12 protein-coding genes are annotated in these 17,335 nt (G+C 43.9%); 2 read left to right on the top strand and 10 right to left on the bottom strand.

Annotated elements, in window-relative coordinates; all coding sequences use genetic code 11:
- The first annotated feature begins 21 nt into the window (after positions 1–21).
- Entirely contained in the window at positions 22–2,079 is a 2,058-nt protein-coding gene (locus JS40_RS07155; RefSeq protein ID WP_034259435.1) for an alpha-ketoacid dehydrogenase subunit alpha/beta, read from the top strand.
- Positions 2,080–2,172: 93 nt separating this feature from the next.
- On the opposite strand, the gene JS40_RS07150 is transcribed toward JS40_RS07155, so the two are convergent.
- The 4 genes from JS40_RS07150 to JS40_RS15455 all read right to left on the bottom strand — a co-directional run bounded on the left by JS40_RS07150 (position 2,173) and on the right by JS40_RS15455 (position 6,310).
- Positions 2,173–3,270 (bottom strand): DUF7452 domain-containing protein, encoded by a 1,098-nt coding sequence (locus JS40_RS07150; protein ID WP_084677459.1) that lies wholly within the window; start codon positions 3,268–3,270, stop codon positions 2,173–2,175.
- A 275-nt stretch (positions 3,271–3,545) separates the two neighbouring features.
- Positions 3,546–4,082: a DUF4136 domain-containing protein gene (locus tag JS40_RS07145; protein WP_034259433.1), complete on the bottom strand. Its 537-nt coding sequence runs from the start codon at positions 4,080–4,082 to the stop codon at positions 3,546–3,548.
- A gap of 15 nt (positions 4,083–4,097) precedes the next feature.
- Positions 4,098–6,074 carry a urocanate hydratase gene (locus JS40_RS07140; protein WP_034259432.1) on the bottom strand — a complete coding sequence of 659 codons (1,977 nt, stop codon included), beginning with the start codon at positions 6,072–6,074 and terminating at the stop codon, positions 4,098–4,100.
- A 59-nt stretch (positions 6,075–6,133) separates the two neighbouring features.
- Positions 6,134–6,310 carry a C1orf53 family protein gene (locus JS40_RS15455; protein WP_160172957.1) on the bottom strand — a complete coding sequence of 59 codons (177 nt, stop codon included), beginning with the start codon at positions 6,308–6,310 and terminating at the stop codon, positions 6,134–6,136.
- A 141-nt stretch (positions 6,311–6,451) separates the two neighbouring features.
- Between JS40_RS15455 and JS40_RS07135 the strand changes: the two genes are divergently transcribed.
- Entirely contained in the window at positions 6,452–6,673 is a 222-nt protein-coding gene (locus JS40_RS07135; protein WP_316932510.1) for a hypothetical protein, read from the top strand.
- Here the strand turns inward: JS40_RS07135 and JS40_RS07130 are convergent.
- The 6 genes from JS40_RS07130 to JS40_RS07105 form a co-directional block, all read right to left on the bottom strand.
- Entirely contained in the window at positions 6,670–9,030 is a 2,361-nt protein-coding gene (locus JS40_RS07130) for a beta strand repeat-containing protein (protein WP_152558154.1), read from the bottom strand. The two genes, JS40_RS07135 and JS40_RS07130, sit on opposite strands and share 4 nt — an antisense overlap.
- Before the next feature lie 198 nt (positions 9,031–9,228).
- Entirely contained in the window at positions 9,229–12,372 is a 3,144-nt protein-coding gene (locus JS40_RS15255; protein WP_084677458.1) for a choice-of-anchor B family protein, read from the bottom strand.
- A gap of 41 nt (positions 12,373–12,413) precedes the next feature.
- Positions 12,414–13,247 (bottom strand): hypothetical protein, encoded by an 834-nt coding sequence (locus JS40_RS14810; RefSeq protein WP_152558153.1) that lies wholly within the window; start codon positions 13,245–13,247, stop codon positions 12,414–12,416.
- A 40-nt stretch (positions 13,248–13,287) separates the two neighbouring features.
- A complete protein-coding gene (locus JS40_RS07115; RefSeq protein WP_152558152.1) occupies positions 13,288–14,103 on the bottom strand; it encodes a hypothetical protein in 816 nt (271 codons plus the stop codon).
- A gap of 14 nt (positions 14,104–14,117) precedes the next feature.
- Positions 14,118–14,930 carry a hypothetical protein gene (locus JS40_RS14805; protein WP_152558151.1) on the bottom strand — a complete coding sequence of 271 codons (813 nt, stop codon included), beginning with the start codon at positions 14,928–14,930 and terminating at the stop codon, positions 14,118–14,120.
- Positions 14,931–15,092: 162 nt separating this feature from the next.
- Positions 15,093–17,309 (bottom strand): autotransporter outer membrane beta-barrel domain-containing protein, encoded by a 2,217-nt coding sequence (locus JS40_RS07105; protein WP_152558150.1) that lies wholly within the window; start codon positions 17,307–17,309, stop codon positions 15,093–15,095.
- Between the last annotated feature and the right edge of the window lie 26 nt (positions 17,310–17,335).

Below are 17,335 nucleotides of genomic sequence, written 5' to 3'. Positions count from 1 at the left end.
AAAGGATTAACAGAGTATTACATGAGTAAGATAGATAAAAGCATATTAAAGAAAGCCTTTAAAAATCTGGTCACAGCCAAGGCCATGACCGAGATCTATGAAGAAAATTTCAAGGTCGTTTCCAAATATGTGCATGCGACCTCAAGAGGTCATGAAGTGATCCAAACGGCTTTGGGAATGCAACTTTTGCCACAGGATTATGCTTTTCCGTATTACAGGGATGACAGCATGCTATTAGCGCTGGGAATGAAGCCGTACGATCTAATGCTGCAGGTTCTAGCCAAAAAGGACGACCCGTTCTCCGGCGGAAGGACTTATTATTCCCATCCCAGTTTACGAGATGAAGACAAACCTAAGATCCCACACCAAAGCAGTGCTACAGGAATGCAGGCAATTCCGGCTACGGGAGTAGCACTGGGTTTCTGGTATAAGGAATCGGAAAGTCTGCACGATCCTAATGAAGAACAGCCTTTTGTGATTTGTTCGTTAGGAGATGCTTCTGTTACTGAAGGAGAGATCGCTGAGGCCTTTCAAATGGCGGCCTTAAAACAGTTGCCTATCCTGTATTTGGTACAGGATAACGGCTGGGATATTAGTGCGAACGAAGCCGAGACACGCGCCCAGAATGCGTACGAATATGCGGCAGGATTTCACGGGTTAGAGGCAATTTCCATCGATGGCACCGATTTTGAAAGTTGTTATTCAACCTTGACGGAAGTAATTAAAACCATCCGAACTCAGCGCCGTCCCTTTTTAGTACATGCCAAAGTTCCGTTACTGAACCACCACACTTCGGGAGTGCGCATGGAATGGTATCGTGATGACCTGGATGAGGCCCGTAGCAGAGATCCGTATCCTAAGATGCGAGCTTTATTGTTGGAGAATGGTTTTTCTGAAAAAGAACTAGATACCATTGAGGCATCCGCCAAAAAAGAAGTAGCTGCGGCTCTAAAAAAAGCACTTAAAGCCGAAGATCCCAAACCTGAAGATCTGTTTACACATGATTTTGCTCCCACCGAAATTACAGAAGAGAAGGGGGAACGCTCGCCCATAGGGGCAGAAAAAGTGGTGATGGTGGATTGTGCCCTGTTTGCCATCGAGGAGCTTATGGCAAAGCATAAAGAATGTTTGTTGTATGGTCAAGATGTCGGCGGACGCCTGGGTGGTGTCTTTCGTGAGGCTGCAACTTTGGCGCAAAAATTTGGAGATAACCGAGTCTTCAATACACCTATCCAAGAAGCGTTTATTATAGGATCTACGGTAGGGATGAGTGCCGTGGGATTAAAGCCTATAGTTGAGGTACAGTTTGCCGATTACATCTGGCCGGGCTTGAATCAATTGTTTACCGAAGTGAGCCGAAGCTGCTATTTGTCGAACGGGAAATGGCCGGTATCTATGATCCTTCGTGTACCAATAGGAGCCTACGGCAGCGGAGGACCTTATCACTCTTCCTCCGTAGAAAGTGTAGTAACGAACATTCGCGGTTTAAAGATCGCGTATCCAAGCAATGGTGCAGATCTAAAGGGGTTATTGAAAGCCGCTTATTACGACCCTAACCCTGTGGTGATTCTCGAACATAAAGGGCTCTATTGGAGCAAGGTGCCCGGGACAAAGGGAGCAACCTCTGTAGAGCCTTCAGAAAATTATATACTTCCCTTCGGAAAGGCCTGGGTGCTTCAGGAAATTTGGAAGAAGGAAGAAGAAGAGACGCTTTCCATAATTACTTACGGAATGGGCGTACACTGGGCGATGAATGCTTCAGAAGCCTTAGATATGAAAGACCGGATTGAGATAGTCGATCTGCGCACGTTACACCCGCTGGATTACGAAACTGTTTTCAGGTCCGTTCAAAAATGCGGAAAATGTCTAGTAGTTACCGAAGAACCTTCAGAAAATAGTTTTTCAAGAGCCTTACAAGGGCGAATACAGGAGGAGTGTTTTCAACATTTAGATGCGCCTGTCATGGTGATAGGTTCAGAAAATATGCCTGCGATACCATTAAACAGCACACTGGAACAAACCATGATCCCGTCTACCGAGAAGGTAATAGATAAGATTAAGGAACTGCTGGATTATTAGGGTTGCGATTTTTTCTACATTACGCACTAAATAAGTAATAAAAAAAGGGAGCTTTAGAAGCTCCCTTTTCATTGGATAGTTAGTGGTTCAATGTTATAACTTTACCAATTTCACGGTCTTAACAGCCTCACCAACGGCTACGTTGGCAAAATAGGTCCCGGAGGTCTGACCGGATAGATCCACAACCATTTTAGTATTGTCGCCTTCAATATCCAGTATCTGCTGTCCCAGAACATTAAATACAGTAACTCTTGATACAGGCGTTTCTGCCTTAAACGTGACCATGTCGTTTACCGGATTCGGGTAATATTCAAAACCTTCAATAACAACGTCTTCTGTGCTCAATGTAGGATCGTATATTAGAAGATCGAAGGTGGCTCCAACAGGCATGGCTGATTGGTCTTCTGTATAAATGGCCCAATTGGTACCGGTGTACCAGACACCAAACGTTTTATCTAACACGACGTTGGAGGTATCTCCTGTCACTCCCCAATTATGTGTGGCAACAAAAACCGCATTAGGGTCACCGTCTAACAAGGGGTGTGAGATCATTGTCCAGTTAGCGGAAATGTTTCCTGCATCTGCCTCATGGCGCATGCTTTGCACTCCTTCTCCCTCTACCACAACAAAAAAGGCGGCATCTGTGGGAATAGCGGTGAGATCTTCGGCATAGATTATCCAATGATCTGTCCCTGGGGTATCATCATACCAAAATCCATAATTATGGTCGTTATAAACACCGTTTGCATTCCAATAGGTGGTAAGTAATGCAGTAGCATTGGGGTTTCCATTGAGGGCAGGATCGTTAAGAATCGTATAAGCCGTACTGGTTCCTTGATTACCTGCGTTGGAAATATGGGTGAATGCTTCGGTTCCTTGGGCAATATAAATATTGAATGAAACATCGGGTTGCATAGCCGAGTTATCCTCGTTGAAGACACACCATTTGTTTTGCGTGGTGCTGTAAAACGCTCCGGTCTTTTTGTCGTTATAGACCCCGGTTCCGTTAGACGGATTCCAATTATGGGTCACGAGGATCTTTGCTGTAGGATTGTTATTGAGACCGGGATGATCAATATAGGTCACTGCAGAGGCGATGTTCCCTGCATTTGCGGTATGCACGAACATGTGGGGTTGTGCGAATGCGATTGTTGTCCAGACAACAAGTAAAAAAGTAATGATTGTTTTCATGATAATTGATTTATAGTTATTATTTACAAGGCAAACCTACGGCCTAAGAAGCTGTAAATCAATAGTTAAACAATCCATTTTAAAAGAGTGTTTTTCCTCTTAATCAAAGGAAAAAACCTTAATATCTCAATGCTGGGAAAGAGGTAGTGAATGGTAATAACAATGCTCTAATTATATTGAGAAATTTAAGAACCTAGGTGGCTGCTGGAATTCAAAGAAGCTGAATGATAATTTAAGAAATAAAAAAACCCTCATTTAAATGAGGGTTTTTACTGTTACTTGATCATCGTGCCCGGAGGATACTTGGCCAGTATCTCATTGACAATCTTACGAATTCGTTCTTCTTTTTTATCAATATCTCGTGTAACGAGATTGGAAGTCCCCATGCCTTGCCATACCAACTCATTGGTTTTAGCATCGATAAGGTCTATGTAAAGAGTACCCTCCGTTCTTGTAGAGACAGAGGTGTTGTAACCATTGCCAAACCACCATGGATTCCATCCCCATCCGAATCCAAAATTATTATTGTATACATCGACGCGCTCGCGCTCCTTTGTGAAGATACTCACAAGCAGGTCTGGTGATTCCGATTTGTTCATGCCCTTAGCCATAAGCTCGGTATCTATTGCCCGAAGAATACGTTTCTTGTCAAGATCGGATATCTTGGCTTTATCGATCCCGGGCTTATAAAACGCATAGGTGTTATACGTGCTGAAATTTGCTTCTCGGTCATAATCGGTGGCAACCCTTACAGTAGAGCACGAAGCAACCACGAAAAGCAATAAGAGGGGTAAGAATTTTAAAACTTTCATAGTAGATCTTTTTATTTATAATAAGCTGTCATCAACAAAATTTGGAAGCGTTACAACGAGTTCCGGAGTCTGTTCCATCGCTCTTTTTATCGCAAAAATGGCTTCCTCATTTCGTGCCCAACTGCGTCGTGCGATCCCGTTATTTACATCCCAGAAAAGCATGGACTCCAGACGCCTCTGCGCATCTCTACTACCATCAAGAACCATACCAAATCCTCCGTTAATAACCTCGCCCCAGCCCACGCCACCACCGTTGTGGATGCTTACCCAAGTAGCGCCGCGAAAGCTGTCGCCAATGACATTATGGATCGCCATATCGGCAGTGAACCGGCTTCCGTCGTAGATATTGGAAGTTTCACGATACGGGGAGTCGGTTCCCGAAACATCATGGTGATCCCTCCCCAGGATTACGGGGCCGATCTTCCCTTCTGAAATAGCTTTGTTAAATGCTGACGCAATATTTATCCGGCCCTCGCTGTCGGCATACAGGATGCGTGCTTGAGACCCCACCACCAGCTTATTCTCCTGTGCTCCTTTAATCCATTTTATGTTGTCGGCCATTTGCTGCCGGATCTCCTCCGGAGCATTCTGCATCATTGTTTCCAAAACAGTGCTGGCAATAGAATCGGTTTTAGCAAGATCTTCTTTAGTGCCGGAAGCACATACCCAACGAAAGGGGCCAAAACCATAATCGAAACACATAGGGCCCATAATATCCTGAACGTACGAAGGGTATTTGAAATCAATGCCATTAGAAGCCATAATATCGGCTCCCGCACGGGAAGCTTCCAAAAGGAAGGCATTTCCGTAGTCAAAAAAATAAGTACCCTTGGCAGTATGCCGGTTGACGGCTTCAGCATGTCGACGCAGTGTACTTTGAACTTCTTCTTTAAATTTTTTGGGATCTTTTGCCATAAGCTCATTGGCTTCATCATAGGTCATCCCCACCGGATAGTACCCCCCGGCCCACGGATTGTGTAAGGAAGTTTGGTCACTTCCCAGATCGATATGGATGTCCTCTTTATCAAAATGTTCCCATACATCAACCACATTTCCATCGTAAGCAATAGAGACAGTTTCTTTGGCCTGCAAGGCTGTCCGTACACGGGTGCTTAAGGTATGGAGATCTGATATTACTTCATCTACCCATCCCTGGCTGTGTCGTGTGTGGGTTGCTTTTTTATTCACTTCGGCACAAACCGTAACACATCCTGCAATATTACCTGCTTTGGGTTGTGCGCCGCTCATACCCCCTAATCCCGAAGTAACAAAAAGCCCTCCTTGTGGCGATTTTTTGATCTTTCTAAAACCATTTAGAACAGTGATGGTAGTGCCATGAACGATCCCCTGCGGACCGATATACATATAGCTTCCTGCCGTCATTTGTCCGTATTGCGTGACCCCAAGGGCATTGAACTTTTCCCAATCATCGGGTTTGGAGTAATTAGGGATCATCATACCGTTAGTAACCACCACCCGGGGTGCCTCTTTGTGCGAAGGGAACAAACCCAGTGGATGCCCGGAGTACATCACCAGGGTCTGGGTTTCAGACATTTCTGAAAGGTACTTCATTACAAGTCTGTATTGTGCCCAATTTTGAAATACCGCACCGTTGCCGCCATAGGTGATCAACTCGTGAGGATGCTGTGCCACTGCGTGATCAAGGTTGTTTTGGATCATAAGCATGATCGCTTTGGCTTGTTCGCATCTTCCCGGATATTCGTTTATAGGCCTGGCATAGATCTTATGATTGGGCCGGAAACGATACATGTAAATCCTTCCGTATGTTTCCAATTCTTCTTTGAACTCCGGTAGGAGAGTACCGTGATGTTTTGGTTCGAAATAGCGTAACGCATTTTGTAAGGCGAGCTTCTTTTCTTCTGCGGAAAGGATCTCCTTCCTTTTTGGCGCATGGTTAATCGACGGATCGAACGGTTTTGGCTGTGGTAATTGAAAGGGGATTCCTTGTTGTATTTCTTCAGAAAATGTCATGAAATGCTTACAAATTTATGGTTACTGTATCGATGTGTCCGCAAAGCGCACTGTTCCTATTATTCTCGCTTTTTGCTATGAGTCTTTTGGTTGAATCCGTACGGGCAATGACGGCAGCCGCTTTCACAGCAATAACCTCTTTTTAAGTGGTATTGCTCGGTAAAACACCTATAGCCTTCAGGGGTGATATAATAATCACCTTCCTCAAGAGGGATATTTTTCTTTGGGAATAACATCTTACAAAAGTAACATTTTCTTACCTTGAACAAATGATAGTTGTGGTGAATCGTTTTTTGCTTCGGAAAAGTTTTTCGGGAATTACCCTGTGGCCTTTCATTATTCTGAAACATAGTGGTCTCCGGAAAGATTTAGTTTTTTTGAATCACGAACGAATCCATTTTCGGCAACAGGCAGAATTACTTGTACTGCCTTTCTATGTATGGTATATGTTGGAGTATGTTATTAGGCTTCTTCAGTATAAAGACCGCTACAAAGCTTATAAAAACATTAGTTTTGAGCGTGAAGCCTATACACATGAAAAAGACCTCGATTATTTAAAAAAGAGGTCTTTTTGGCGCTTTATCTATTTCCTGAATTAATTTTCTTTTTCCATAGTGGAGTTTGTATCACTTTTCTCCTTTGATAGCATTGCACTATCGTTTTGATTCGTTCTTTTCTTGGGAAGGTCTTTTTTGCTGGTCTCCATAATAGTAGCTTCTTTTAACAGGATCGAATTATTCTGCTCTGCCTGAAGCAATATCGTTTCAGCTTTTTCAGCATTAGATTGCAATGGTCCGGGTCCAACGGGCAGCCTTAAACCTACATGTTTGGATGTTACTTTGCCTGAAGCATCCTTGGTGTCTGCTCTATTGGCAACTAACTGCCATGAGAAAGGTACATTACTGGTCCCGCCTTGCAATTCCTTGACCGTAAATCCGTCCGCCGACTTATCGGTTACATATACGCCATTGCACTCTCCCTCTAAAGTAACGAATACTTTAAGAGGATGCTTATCATCTACAAATATGGCTTCTTTCAGTATAGGATCTATGTTAATCCGTGCTTCTCCATTCACTAATTTTCCTGTACCGTAATCCTGAAAAAGAATTTCCGGTGTTTCGGGCGCATACATGATACGTGGAATGCCTTGTGCATCATTTATTAGGGTTGAGACCGATCCCGGACCGATAATTTTATAATCGGTGCCGGAGCTTCCGGCGGCATTCGTATTGTGCCGCAAGCCTACAAAAGCATAGCTGGGTGTTGCATTGTTCACATTTCCGCCGCTAAAATAGCCGCCAAAATAACTGTCGGCAGCAGTAAGCACCGGTGGTGATCCTCCCGTTCCGGCAGCAGCGATGTTGTCGAAACCGGCGAGCACGGCCGTTGCTCTTGTACCGGTGTTTGTTGCATTCGTGGTAATATCATTATCGGTATCCAGAATAAATTGCCCCCCGTAATTCCCACGGTTCCCATTTACACGACTTCCAAGTCCTGCGTAACCGTATACGCCCAGACGAGTACCTGAAGCTGCAATTCCTGCGCCGTTAACTGGCATTACAATGTTTGTGCTATTGTTACCTACTGCGACTATACCAATACCGGTGGCGGCATTACTTTGAGCGTAAACTCCCGAATTACCGGTCCCTGCCACCCCCGATCCAGTTGTTAAAGTGGTAATACTTGAGCCGTTGTTTCCTACGCCACCTATACCTGTTCCCGTCGCGCTGGTTGAAAAACCTACGCCACCCATGCTACCATTCAATGTTGCACCGGTACCAGACAAACTTAAGAGGCCTGCATTGGAACCTGAAGCAACCAGACCCACTCCGTTCGTGCCTTGATTTCGTATATAGCCGCCAAAGCCAGAGTTGTGATTTGCTGTTCCAAACACGCCTACCCCGGCACCATCTACCTGTCCTTGAATTCCGGTGCCATTGGCTGAGTTATACCCCATGGCGCCCCGACCGGTTCCTGTGTTTTGTCCTATGACTCCGTTACCGACTCCTACACTCGCTCCAAAAACTCCAATTCCAGTAGCGTCGTTTTGCCCCTGCACTCCATATCCGGAGCTGGTACTAAAACCAATCACACCCCGACCTGTGCCGGTGTTGTCGCCTACAACACCATAGCCACCACCCGTACTGGCTCCAATAACCCCAAAACCGACGGCTGTATTTCCGTAAAGGCCTACACCATTAGTAGTCGCATTTTCGCCGTAGACGCCAATGCCATTTCCTCCGGTAGCGTAACCGTTTATAACCGATTCATCACTTGTGCCGTTCACTGTAAAGCGATCGCCAGCGATTGGCCCGCCGTTGTTGATGGCGATCTGCCCGTTTGCCAATAATCGAAGACGTTCTGAACCTGCCGTAGCGAATAATAAGATATCCGGATTGTTGCGATACATGCCGGTGTTGGGATCTGAACTCCAAGAGTAGATGGGGGATGCTGCAGTTCCGTCGGCATATGCCCATAGCCTGCCGCCATTTGCCAGCGTAGAGCCGCTGCTTATTTCAAATCGATCCAGCGAATTGGTTTTGATACGCATCGCCATATTATCGGAAGTTCCTAAAAAGTGCGTTGTATTAGATGTTCCCGGATTACCTAATTTTGTCCAATCATCACTAGGTACTGTAGCAGTTGCAATTCGAACCCAACTGCTTCCGTCATTGTAATAGTACCCGGGTGTAACATCGGCAACGGTGTTCTTGTTATAGACGACCATCCCCTGAATATTTGCTGACAAAGGGGACGGATTATTTGTAGCGAGAAGATCTACCCTAGGTAGTAGTAGTCCTTTGGTATTGGTGGTAGCATCTCCAATTTCCAACAAGGCGTCCGGATTGGGATTTGTATTTCCTATCCCTACTTGTGAATACAAACTAATATATGGAAGGAGTAAAAAAAAGAGGTATAAGTGCCCTCTGAAACAAAATGACATTGATCGTTTCATGGCTATTAATTAGGAAGTTGATCCATAAAGATAAAATGAATTGCTTACAAATGTCTTGTAGTCAACATGGTATTCGATAATGTGTCAGTATTATCGACAATTGTAAAATTTAATAGATTTGTGTGCTATAAAATCAGAAAAGCCTTCAGATTTCTGAAGGCTTTTCTTACAAATTGATAAGCGGGGGTTAGCTAGATCCTATTTTTTGATGACTTTTTTAGTAATAGAACCAACTTCGGTAGATACTTTAACAAAGTAAATAGCTGTCTCTAGATCGGATAGGTTCAACACATAATGATGGTCTTCTTTATTCATAATCTCAACCACTCTTCTGCCTCTTAGATCGAACACCTCAATATCATTTATCACAGCGTTCGGGGAATAAATCGTTACCACATCATCGGTAGGATTAGGATAGGTTGTAATCGAAGCTAATATACTTGCAGCTGTGTCTAATACAGTGTCACTTTCGAACATGAGTGTAAAGCGCTGATCGAACGTTCCTTTATTGCTTTCAAATTCATAAGTGGACTCACTTAGATTTGTAAGGATATTTGTTTCATTATCCAACAGATATACGGTAGTGGCTCCAATATGCATTCCTTCCATATTTTCAAGGGAGATGGTATATACTGCGTTTGCATTGACCTGACTGGCAAACCCCATGGAGATCTTGGTGCTTGGGTCAAAAGATTCTCTTGTTTGAATACCCAATTGAATAGGGTTATTGTCCATATGAGAATACAATGATATAGCAGTGGCCAATCGCTGACTGTCGTATCCGGCATCCCACTGTGGTGTTGCTGTAGGATTGAATGCAATCAATGCGTTGCTTCCTATTTCGTACTCGGCGTTACGAACGTTTATCCAAATCCTGTCGATTTCAAGCTCATCTGCCGGGTTACGCAGTGTGGTATTTCCTGAAGTAAGGCGCATACTGTTGTCGAAAGTCACAGCTCCTGCAGCCATTGCTTTAATAGCGAATCCTTGTCCGGTGGAAATAACACCATTAGGCGTTGTTGAAGCACCGGGATCGTTTGCTGCTTTCACCCCGCCGGATAAATTATACATAGAAATATCATCCATACTAAAGTTAATGCTTCCGGCACCGGGGATGCCTGGACTTGGAGCTGTTAAATGCTCCCAGAAATAGATCTCATTGATCAACGGGTTCGCATTGATCAGATCGATCGCAGAGATCGCAGAAGGGTATGGGTTTGCCAAAACGTTAGGCGTTCCGTCGGGATTACTTCCCAATCCGTTAAAAAATATAGGTCGGCTTACAACTCCATTATTCAATGTCCCTTTAGTGTATGTCATTGCATAAGTGTGATTTGCAGGGTCGGTATAACCGGATTGCGGACGAACAATATATCCTTTTCCTACATCAATACTGCCAGAATAGGAAGTCCAAAAATTGTTATTGTCATCAGCAAAGTTAGTTCCGCCGGCCGGAACCCCGGGATGAGGGATAAAATTCCCCGGATTCTGGTTCAGTACTAAAAATGCATTAGTGAAGACATCATTTCGCGTTTCAGCCGTCATGGGACTACCCATTACCATAAAATCGCGGGTTTGTAGGATGGGGGTTTCTAATGCAACACTAATACTGTTTCCATTGTTGTTCACAGTGGCCGTATCATCGGTTTGCACGACACTTCCGGTATGCTCTACTACAAGACTTCCGTTCACAGTGATATCTTTAGTTATATTAATATAATCCCCGGCAGAGACCGTTAAGGTTCTGGCAGCGTCCACTTCACAAGTACACGCATCAATGCTGGTATTTAAAGGGTTTAAGATATCGGTAGTTTTATAATCTGTACTAATTTTAGCATTCGACCCAATACCCGGGGCTCCATTGCTCCACGATCCGCCTCCTAAGTAAGCGGTTGTTTCAGCAGCAACTGTAACCGTGGCAACACAGGAAGCTTTATTTCCATAGTCATCTTCCACGGTAAGCGTTACATCGAAAGTAGATCCCACATCGTCACAGGTAAAGGTGGTCTGGCCGGTCAAAGTTCTGCTTACTATGCCTTTATTGTCCGTAGATCCGCCGTCTACATCCAGGGCCGAAATTGTAACAGATCCGGTATTCTTATCAAGGGTAGCGGTAAAAGGTTGACATACCACGACTGGGTCTACATTATCGTAATTTGGATCCTTCACAACAAAGAGTCCGCGGTCGTAATTACTAATAATGATATTACCACTCTCAAAATACGGATATACGTTCCATGCACCGTTAAAATTCGCCGTATTATTTGGCGTGTATGTATCGAAATAGGCCACCTCCTGAATGTTTTGATTTGCAATGTCTGAAATTTTGATCACACGCATCCCGGCAGAATAATTTGCTATATAAAACCGATTCCCGCGTACATAACCGTTATGGTCAATTGCCAGAGTAGCACCAAAATGCTGAAAGTGTTCTACCGGATTATCTAGGTCGCTAAAATCGAAGATAATGGTACGCGTGTTATTACCTGCGTTACCTCCGGAATATTCATCCTGTTCGTCACCTAATAGGAAATACCGTTGATCTTCGGTAAACCATCCCTGGTGCGTGTATCTTTTATAGCTATAATCTAAGTTAGAGATATGCTGAATGTTGGCTTTATTAGTAACGTCCAGGATCACCACCTTGTCCTCGTTACTGCCAATGTAGATCTCACGACCTGTATAATCTGTGTCCGGGCCGTTATAAGTAATTACCTGTGCATCATGGCTATAACCCATGCCCGCATAATATGCTGCGAATGTCGGGCTTGTTGGATTCTGAATGTTCAAAACAATTGGGCCACCGTTTCCGTTCGCATTGGCACCTAAAATATAAGCGAAGCCTGAATCTTCGTTAATGATGATGTTATGCGCTTTTCCGAAGCCATTATAATGTGCATCATTGGTAAAAACACGATTCTTGTTTTCGCTTAACCCTCTCAACCGTTTAAGATCGAACACCTGCATACCATGATTCGATGCTTCACTTACAATGAAAGCATGGTTTTGATATACTTTAACATCTCTCCATGAACTGCTTGACGTATGAGTAGGAAGTTTCCCTAAATGGCGAAGGCCTCCGGTAGCGGTAACTTCTAAGAAAGCGGTACCATTATCCAAGCCAACAATAGCATATTCCTTTCCGTCTTGAGGGTCGGTCCATCCCCATGAATCATTCCCGGTTGAAGAGGCACCAAGTCCCAATGTTCCGGTAAGTGGTTTATACGCTTTAAGGTCAAGCCCATTACAGGGATAGCCGCCGGCAGTTCCTCCCGAACATGGGGCTTGCGCCATGATGATCATACTGTTAAGTAAAATGGCAAGTAGTATTAATTTTTTCATTAGATGAGGGTTTATTGTGATGATTCTTTTCAATATTGATTTTAGTCGATAAATGTAAATTCTACAGTACAGGGCAACCCTACACCTACATGACCTCTACCATCTCCGGAATTACCGGAATTCTCAAAATGGTCAGCAACGAATATATCTATTTCTAAACTAAAATAGTAAGATTGTCCCGCCGTTAGATGAACGTAAAGGATCGTATTCGTGTCATGCTTTAGTTGCTCGTAATAAGTACCGCCTCCAATGCCTCCATTGTATAATCCATAAGAATGGGTGTAAACTACATGGGGAGTTCCGTCAAATGTAAATCTGAAGAGCCCTTCCATGGTGGCCATCTCAATATTTCCTGAAACAGGCAAATTGATCTTTCCGGCGGCAAAATTGGTATTCACTTTAATTCTATAAGTTCCGGTATATTTTGGAACGAAATATTTGTCGGCTCCTAATCCGGGAACTTCCGCCCAGTCTGATGAAGCATTGTTATAGGAAGTGCTGCCGGTTACCGTCCTAAAATCCAAAGTGGTTTGTTCGTACAAAGCCGAATCCTGCCGCAGGAATTGAGGGTTCCATTGTGTTCCGCTCCATGCGTAGATACCCGGTGAAACATCGTTTGCTCCAGTTGTTGTAGTGGCAGTGTTGAAAACAATGGTTCCGGCAACTAGTGCACCACCATTCGGGTTTACAACAGGCGCCATAGATGCAGTGGATGTTAGTGCAACTTTTGGGAATACAAACCCGGTAGCATTATTATTTTGCAGATCCAGCATTCCTTGAGGAGCACTCGTTCCAATTCCTACTTGCGCCAAAACGGTATTTATTCCGAAGAACGAAAGGATTGTAATAAGAAGTAAGTAATTATATCGTTTCATAATGATTTCGGTTAAATTATAATTGGGTTGTGGGGACATCTTAGTTTTCATCGATATACGATATTTCGACAAAACAAGGGATTTCTGTACCCACATAGCCTCGTCCATCTAATGCACCAATCAAGTTGCCATTCCCCTCTAATCCGGGGGCATCATATTGATCGAATTCTAAGGAAAAATTATAGGTCTGCCCGGCGGTTAGGTTTACATATATAGTTTTAAATGTCTGCCCCCAAATATTGGTGAAATCAGTTCCGCCATTATAAAAAGCATGGTAGGTTGAAAATGATTTTACGGGGATAATATGTGGTGTTCCGTTAAAGGTAAAACGAAAATCCCCTTCCGCAACGGCAGTATTTACATCGCCATTATTAACCATTTTACCGCCACCGTAGTTCACTCGTACCTCAATGCGGTAAAGTCCGGAATAGGCTGCTGTAAATGATTTCAAACTAAGTGGCCCTAATCCGGGAACCGATTGAAATCCTAGGGAGGATGAACTTCTAAGAGAGCTTGTTTGCTGGTGAAGTTCGTGCTGTCGGATAAAGAAATGCGTTACCCATTTAGTGCCATCCCAGGAATAAATACCCGGCTCAACATCGTTGGCACCTGTGTTGGTGGTGTTCGTATTGTAGATGGTGGTTCCAACTGCTAAAGCACCGCCAAGCGGATTTACCACAGGGGCTGCTACATTGGTAGCGGTCAATGCAGCACTGGGGTAGACTACTCCGTACTGCGAACTGTTAATATCTAAAATCCCATTTGGAGTTGTAGTACCAATACCCACTTGAGCCAAAGAAAGATGACTCATGATAAGGAAAAGTATACAAAGGAATTGCGTTGTAGTTTTTTTCATGTTAGTCAGTTTTATTAGTCTCTTACGTAAGTGAATTCAACATAACAAGGTACGTGGTCCGGAATACCAATATATCCCCTACCTGTTCCTGAATCGCCGTTATTTTCGAACCCCGGCGAAGCCAATTGGTCGAATCGTAGACGCCAAGAATAGTTAGTTCCGGCAGTAAGTGTTACATATACAAAATAAGAATGCTGTTGCCAGATCGCATAGTAGCGCGTTCCTGAAGTGGAATACACACAGTTGGTTTTTGCGGGAATTAAATGGTTGGTCCCGTTAAAGGTAAATTGAAAATTCCCTAATTGTGCCGCGACATCGGTGCTGGTTGCTGACAGATCTCGTACATATCCTCCACCGTAATTTACGCTTACTTCAATTTTATAAGTTCCTGTATATTTTGGAGTAAAAGTTTGTGCCGTCATACCGGGGATGTTCTGATAACCTCCTGTGGATTGAGGTTGAAACATTGAGGTCTGCTTTACGATCTTAGATTCTTTCTTCGGAAATTTGTTAAACCATTCCGAACCGGTCCATACATAAATCCCGGGCACAACATCTCTGCTTCCAGAAGTTGTAGTGTTAGTGTTATAAACAACCGTTCCGGGAGCTAAACTGCCGCCTTGGGGATTTAACACCGGTGCAGCGATATTCGTTCGGGTTAAGGCAACACGCGGAAGCACAACACCTAAATTGGGACTGTTCACTTCTAAAATACCATTGGGAGTTGTGGTGTTAATACCTACAGTTTGTGCTGTAGTTTCTTGGGGGGCGAATAAAGCTAATGACAAGAATAAAAAACTTAGCTTTATAGCATAAGTAGGTCTCATAATGTACTTTTTATCAATTTGGTTACGACAAGTATACGTAAGAAAACCGATTAAGGTTCAAAATATTCGACCAAAAGCATAAAAAATTAACATTTATAGGAAAATACACACAAATAAGCAACCCTTTGTGTGTATTTCCCTCTTTAAAAGTGACTTAGGTCACTATTTTTCTTTTGAAACAGCAGCAGTTAAAGATGGTTTTGAGTCTGCGGGTGAATATTCCTTCATTTGCTTGGATTCCAATACATCTGTTTCAACCGGAGATGGAGCATCCGGGAAACGCAAATCACTATAGTTCGATCTTTCGTCTATAGCGCCACCGCCTTCGTTTTTACGATTTGCAACGATATGCCATGAAAAGGGAACGTTGGCAGTACCTCCTTGAAGCTCATTGACCACAAAACCGGTGGCCGACTTGTTTGTAACATACACGCCGTTACAATCTCCTTCTAATTGAATGAAAACTTTTAGCGGATGGCTGGCGTCCACTACTATATTCTTTGAAAAAATGGGGTCAATAGAGATACTGGCAGTACCGTTTACCAATTGTCCCGTTCCATAATCTTCAAAAAGAACTTCGGGCGCTTCAGGAGCAAACATTACCTTTTTAGTGTCACCCTCTCCATCTACAATGGTGGATACAGTACCATTTCCTATAATCTTATAATTGGTTCCGCCTATCCGGGCTCCGGCATAAGCATACGATGAATTACTATTAGATCCGCCACTGTAAAAGTACCCGCCATAATAAACATTTTGATTCCCAATAGGAGTCGTGGTATTTGTAACGTACCCTGCCAATTGTGCACGGGGATCCCTTGAATCCGGAAGCAGAGGGTCACCGGTATAGTTGGATTGAAAGCGTCCGGCTTCGGTAGTACCGTTGCTTGTAATAGGACGTTCTGTTAAGGCATATAAAGCAAGATCTGTAGCGTTGGTGTTCACACCAACATTCATGACCGTGGAAGAAGAGATGGATGTTGTACTACCCGATACAGCGCGTAGCCCCATATTGGAAGCCGATGATACTATTTTATCGGTTACGGCCAGAACACCATTGGCACCATTGAGGCCTGAACCCCATCCTATGATTCCTCCTGTTAAAAAGGCACCACCTGTATAGGCCGTAGTTGCATACATACCGTGTGTATTGGCGGCATATCCAAATACACCCAGACCTGTACCACTATTTTGACCGGACAGTGCATCGCCGCTACCACTTTCCAGAGCCATAACGCCACCCCCGGTACTGGAAGTTTCAGTAACAATACCAAAATCAGATCCATTATTCACTCGTAAGGCCACATTGTTATACGGGGCATTTCCGAGACCAGCATTTCCTGCGCTTGAGAAGCGAAGCCGCTCGGTGTCATTTGTACGTAGAACAAAATCTGTATTATCGGTAGTACCAATAAAGTTAATTCCTGCGTTCGTTCCGGCATTACCTTCAAGAGACCAGTCCTTTCCGCCGGTTCCTCCCATGGCAATCCATCTTGATCCGTCCCAGTAATAGAATCCTGGAAGAACTTGTGTACTTCCCGCGCTGGCATTGGCCGTGTTGTAGACCAGCAATCCGGTAGCGGGACTCGTGACCGGAGCAGCAGAATTGGTTGCGTTAAGTGCCACCCGGTTGATCAAGATCCCTTTATTGGTATCGGCAATTTCAAGTTGTGCACTGGGATTGGGTGTGCCGGTCCCCAACCCAATATTATCATTGGCACCATCTACAAACAACGCATTTGTTTCATTGGCGGTTTCAATGCGGGTATTCATATCCACACCTGTGTCGTTGATAATTAGAGCATCGTTAGCATTCTCTTGTAAGGATAGAAATTCTAATCCACCGGCTCCAAGATTCAATTGGTCGTCGGTGCCACGAAAAATCCCTGTATCCGAATCAATATCCCAGGACAATAAAGGGGTGGTCGCCGTTCCGGCAGTGAATGCTCGAAAAAGTCCGCTGTTGGTGATCTCCAATCGCTCAATGTTATTGGTGCGAAAACGAAGACCCACATTATCTATAGTTCCAATAAAATCGGTGGCGGGATTGGTTCCTACATTTCCACCTTGTTTCCAATCCTTACTTAGTATAGGGATCCAAAGACTTCCGTTCCAATAGTGAAAACCCACACCGGTTGTGGTGTTGGTATTGTATACAAGAAGACTTTCGGTTGCGCCGCCGGTAATGGGAGCGATGGTTGCTAAATTTGCGATATTGACCCGCGGGACCAAAAGGCCTTTATCTGCGGTACTTATATCTAAAATTGATCCAGGTTGAGGTGTCGTAGTGCCGATACCTACCTGTGCTGTCGAGAAATTTATACAGCAAAAGAATAAGAAGGTGACCGTACAAATTTTAGGGAGTAATTTTTTCATCATAAGTTTCTTGTTAGGAAATTTCCTAC

Source organism: Altibacter lentus, from assembly GCF_000746845.1.
GTDB lineage: Bacteria > Bacteroidota > Bacteroidia > Flavobacteriales > Flavobacteriaceae > Altibacter > Altibacter lentus.
Note: the sequence above shows the minus strand (reverse complement) of the source record. Positions and strands in the feature narration are given on the sequence as shown.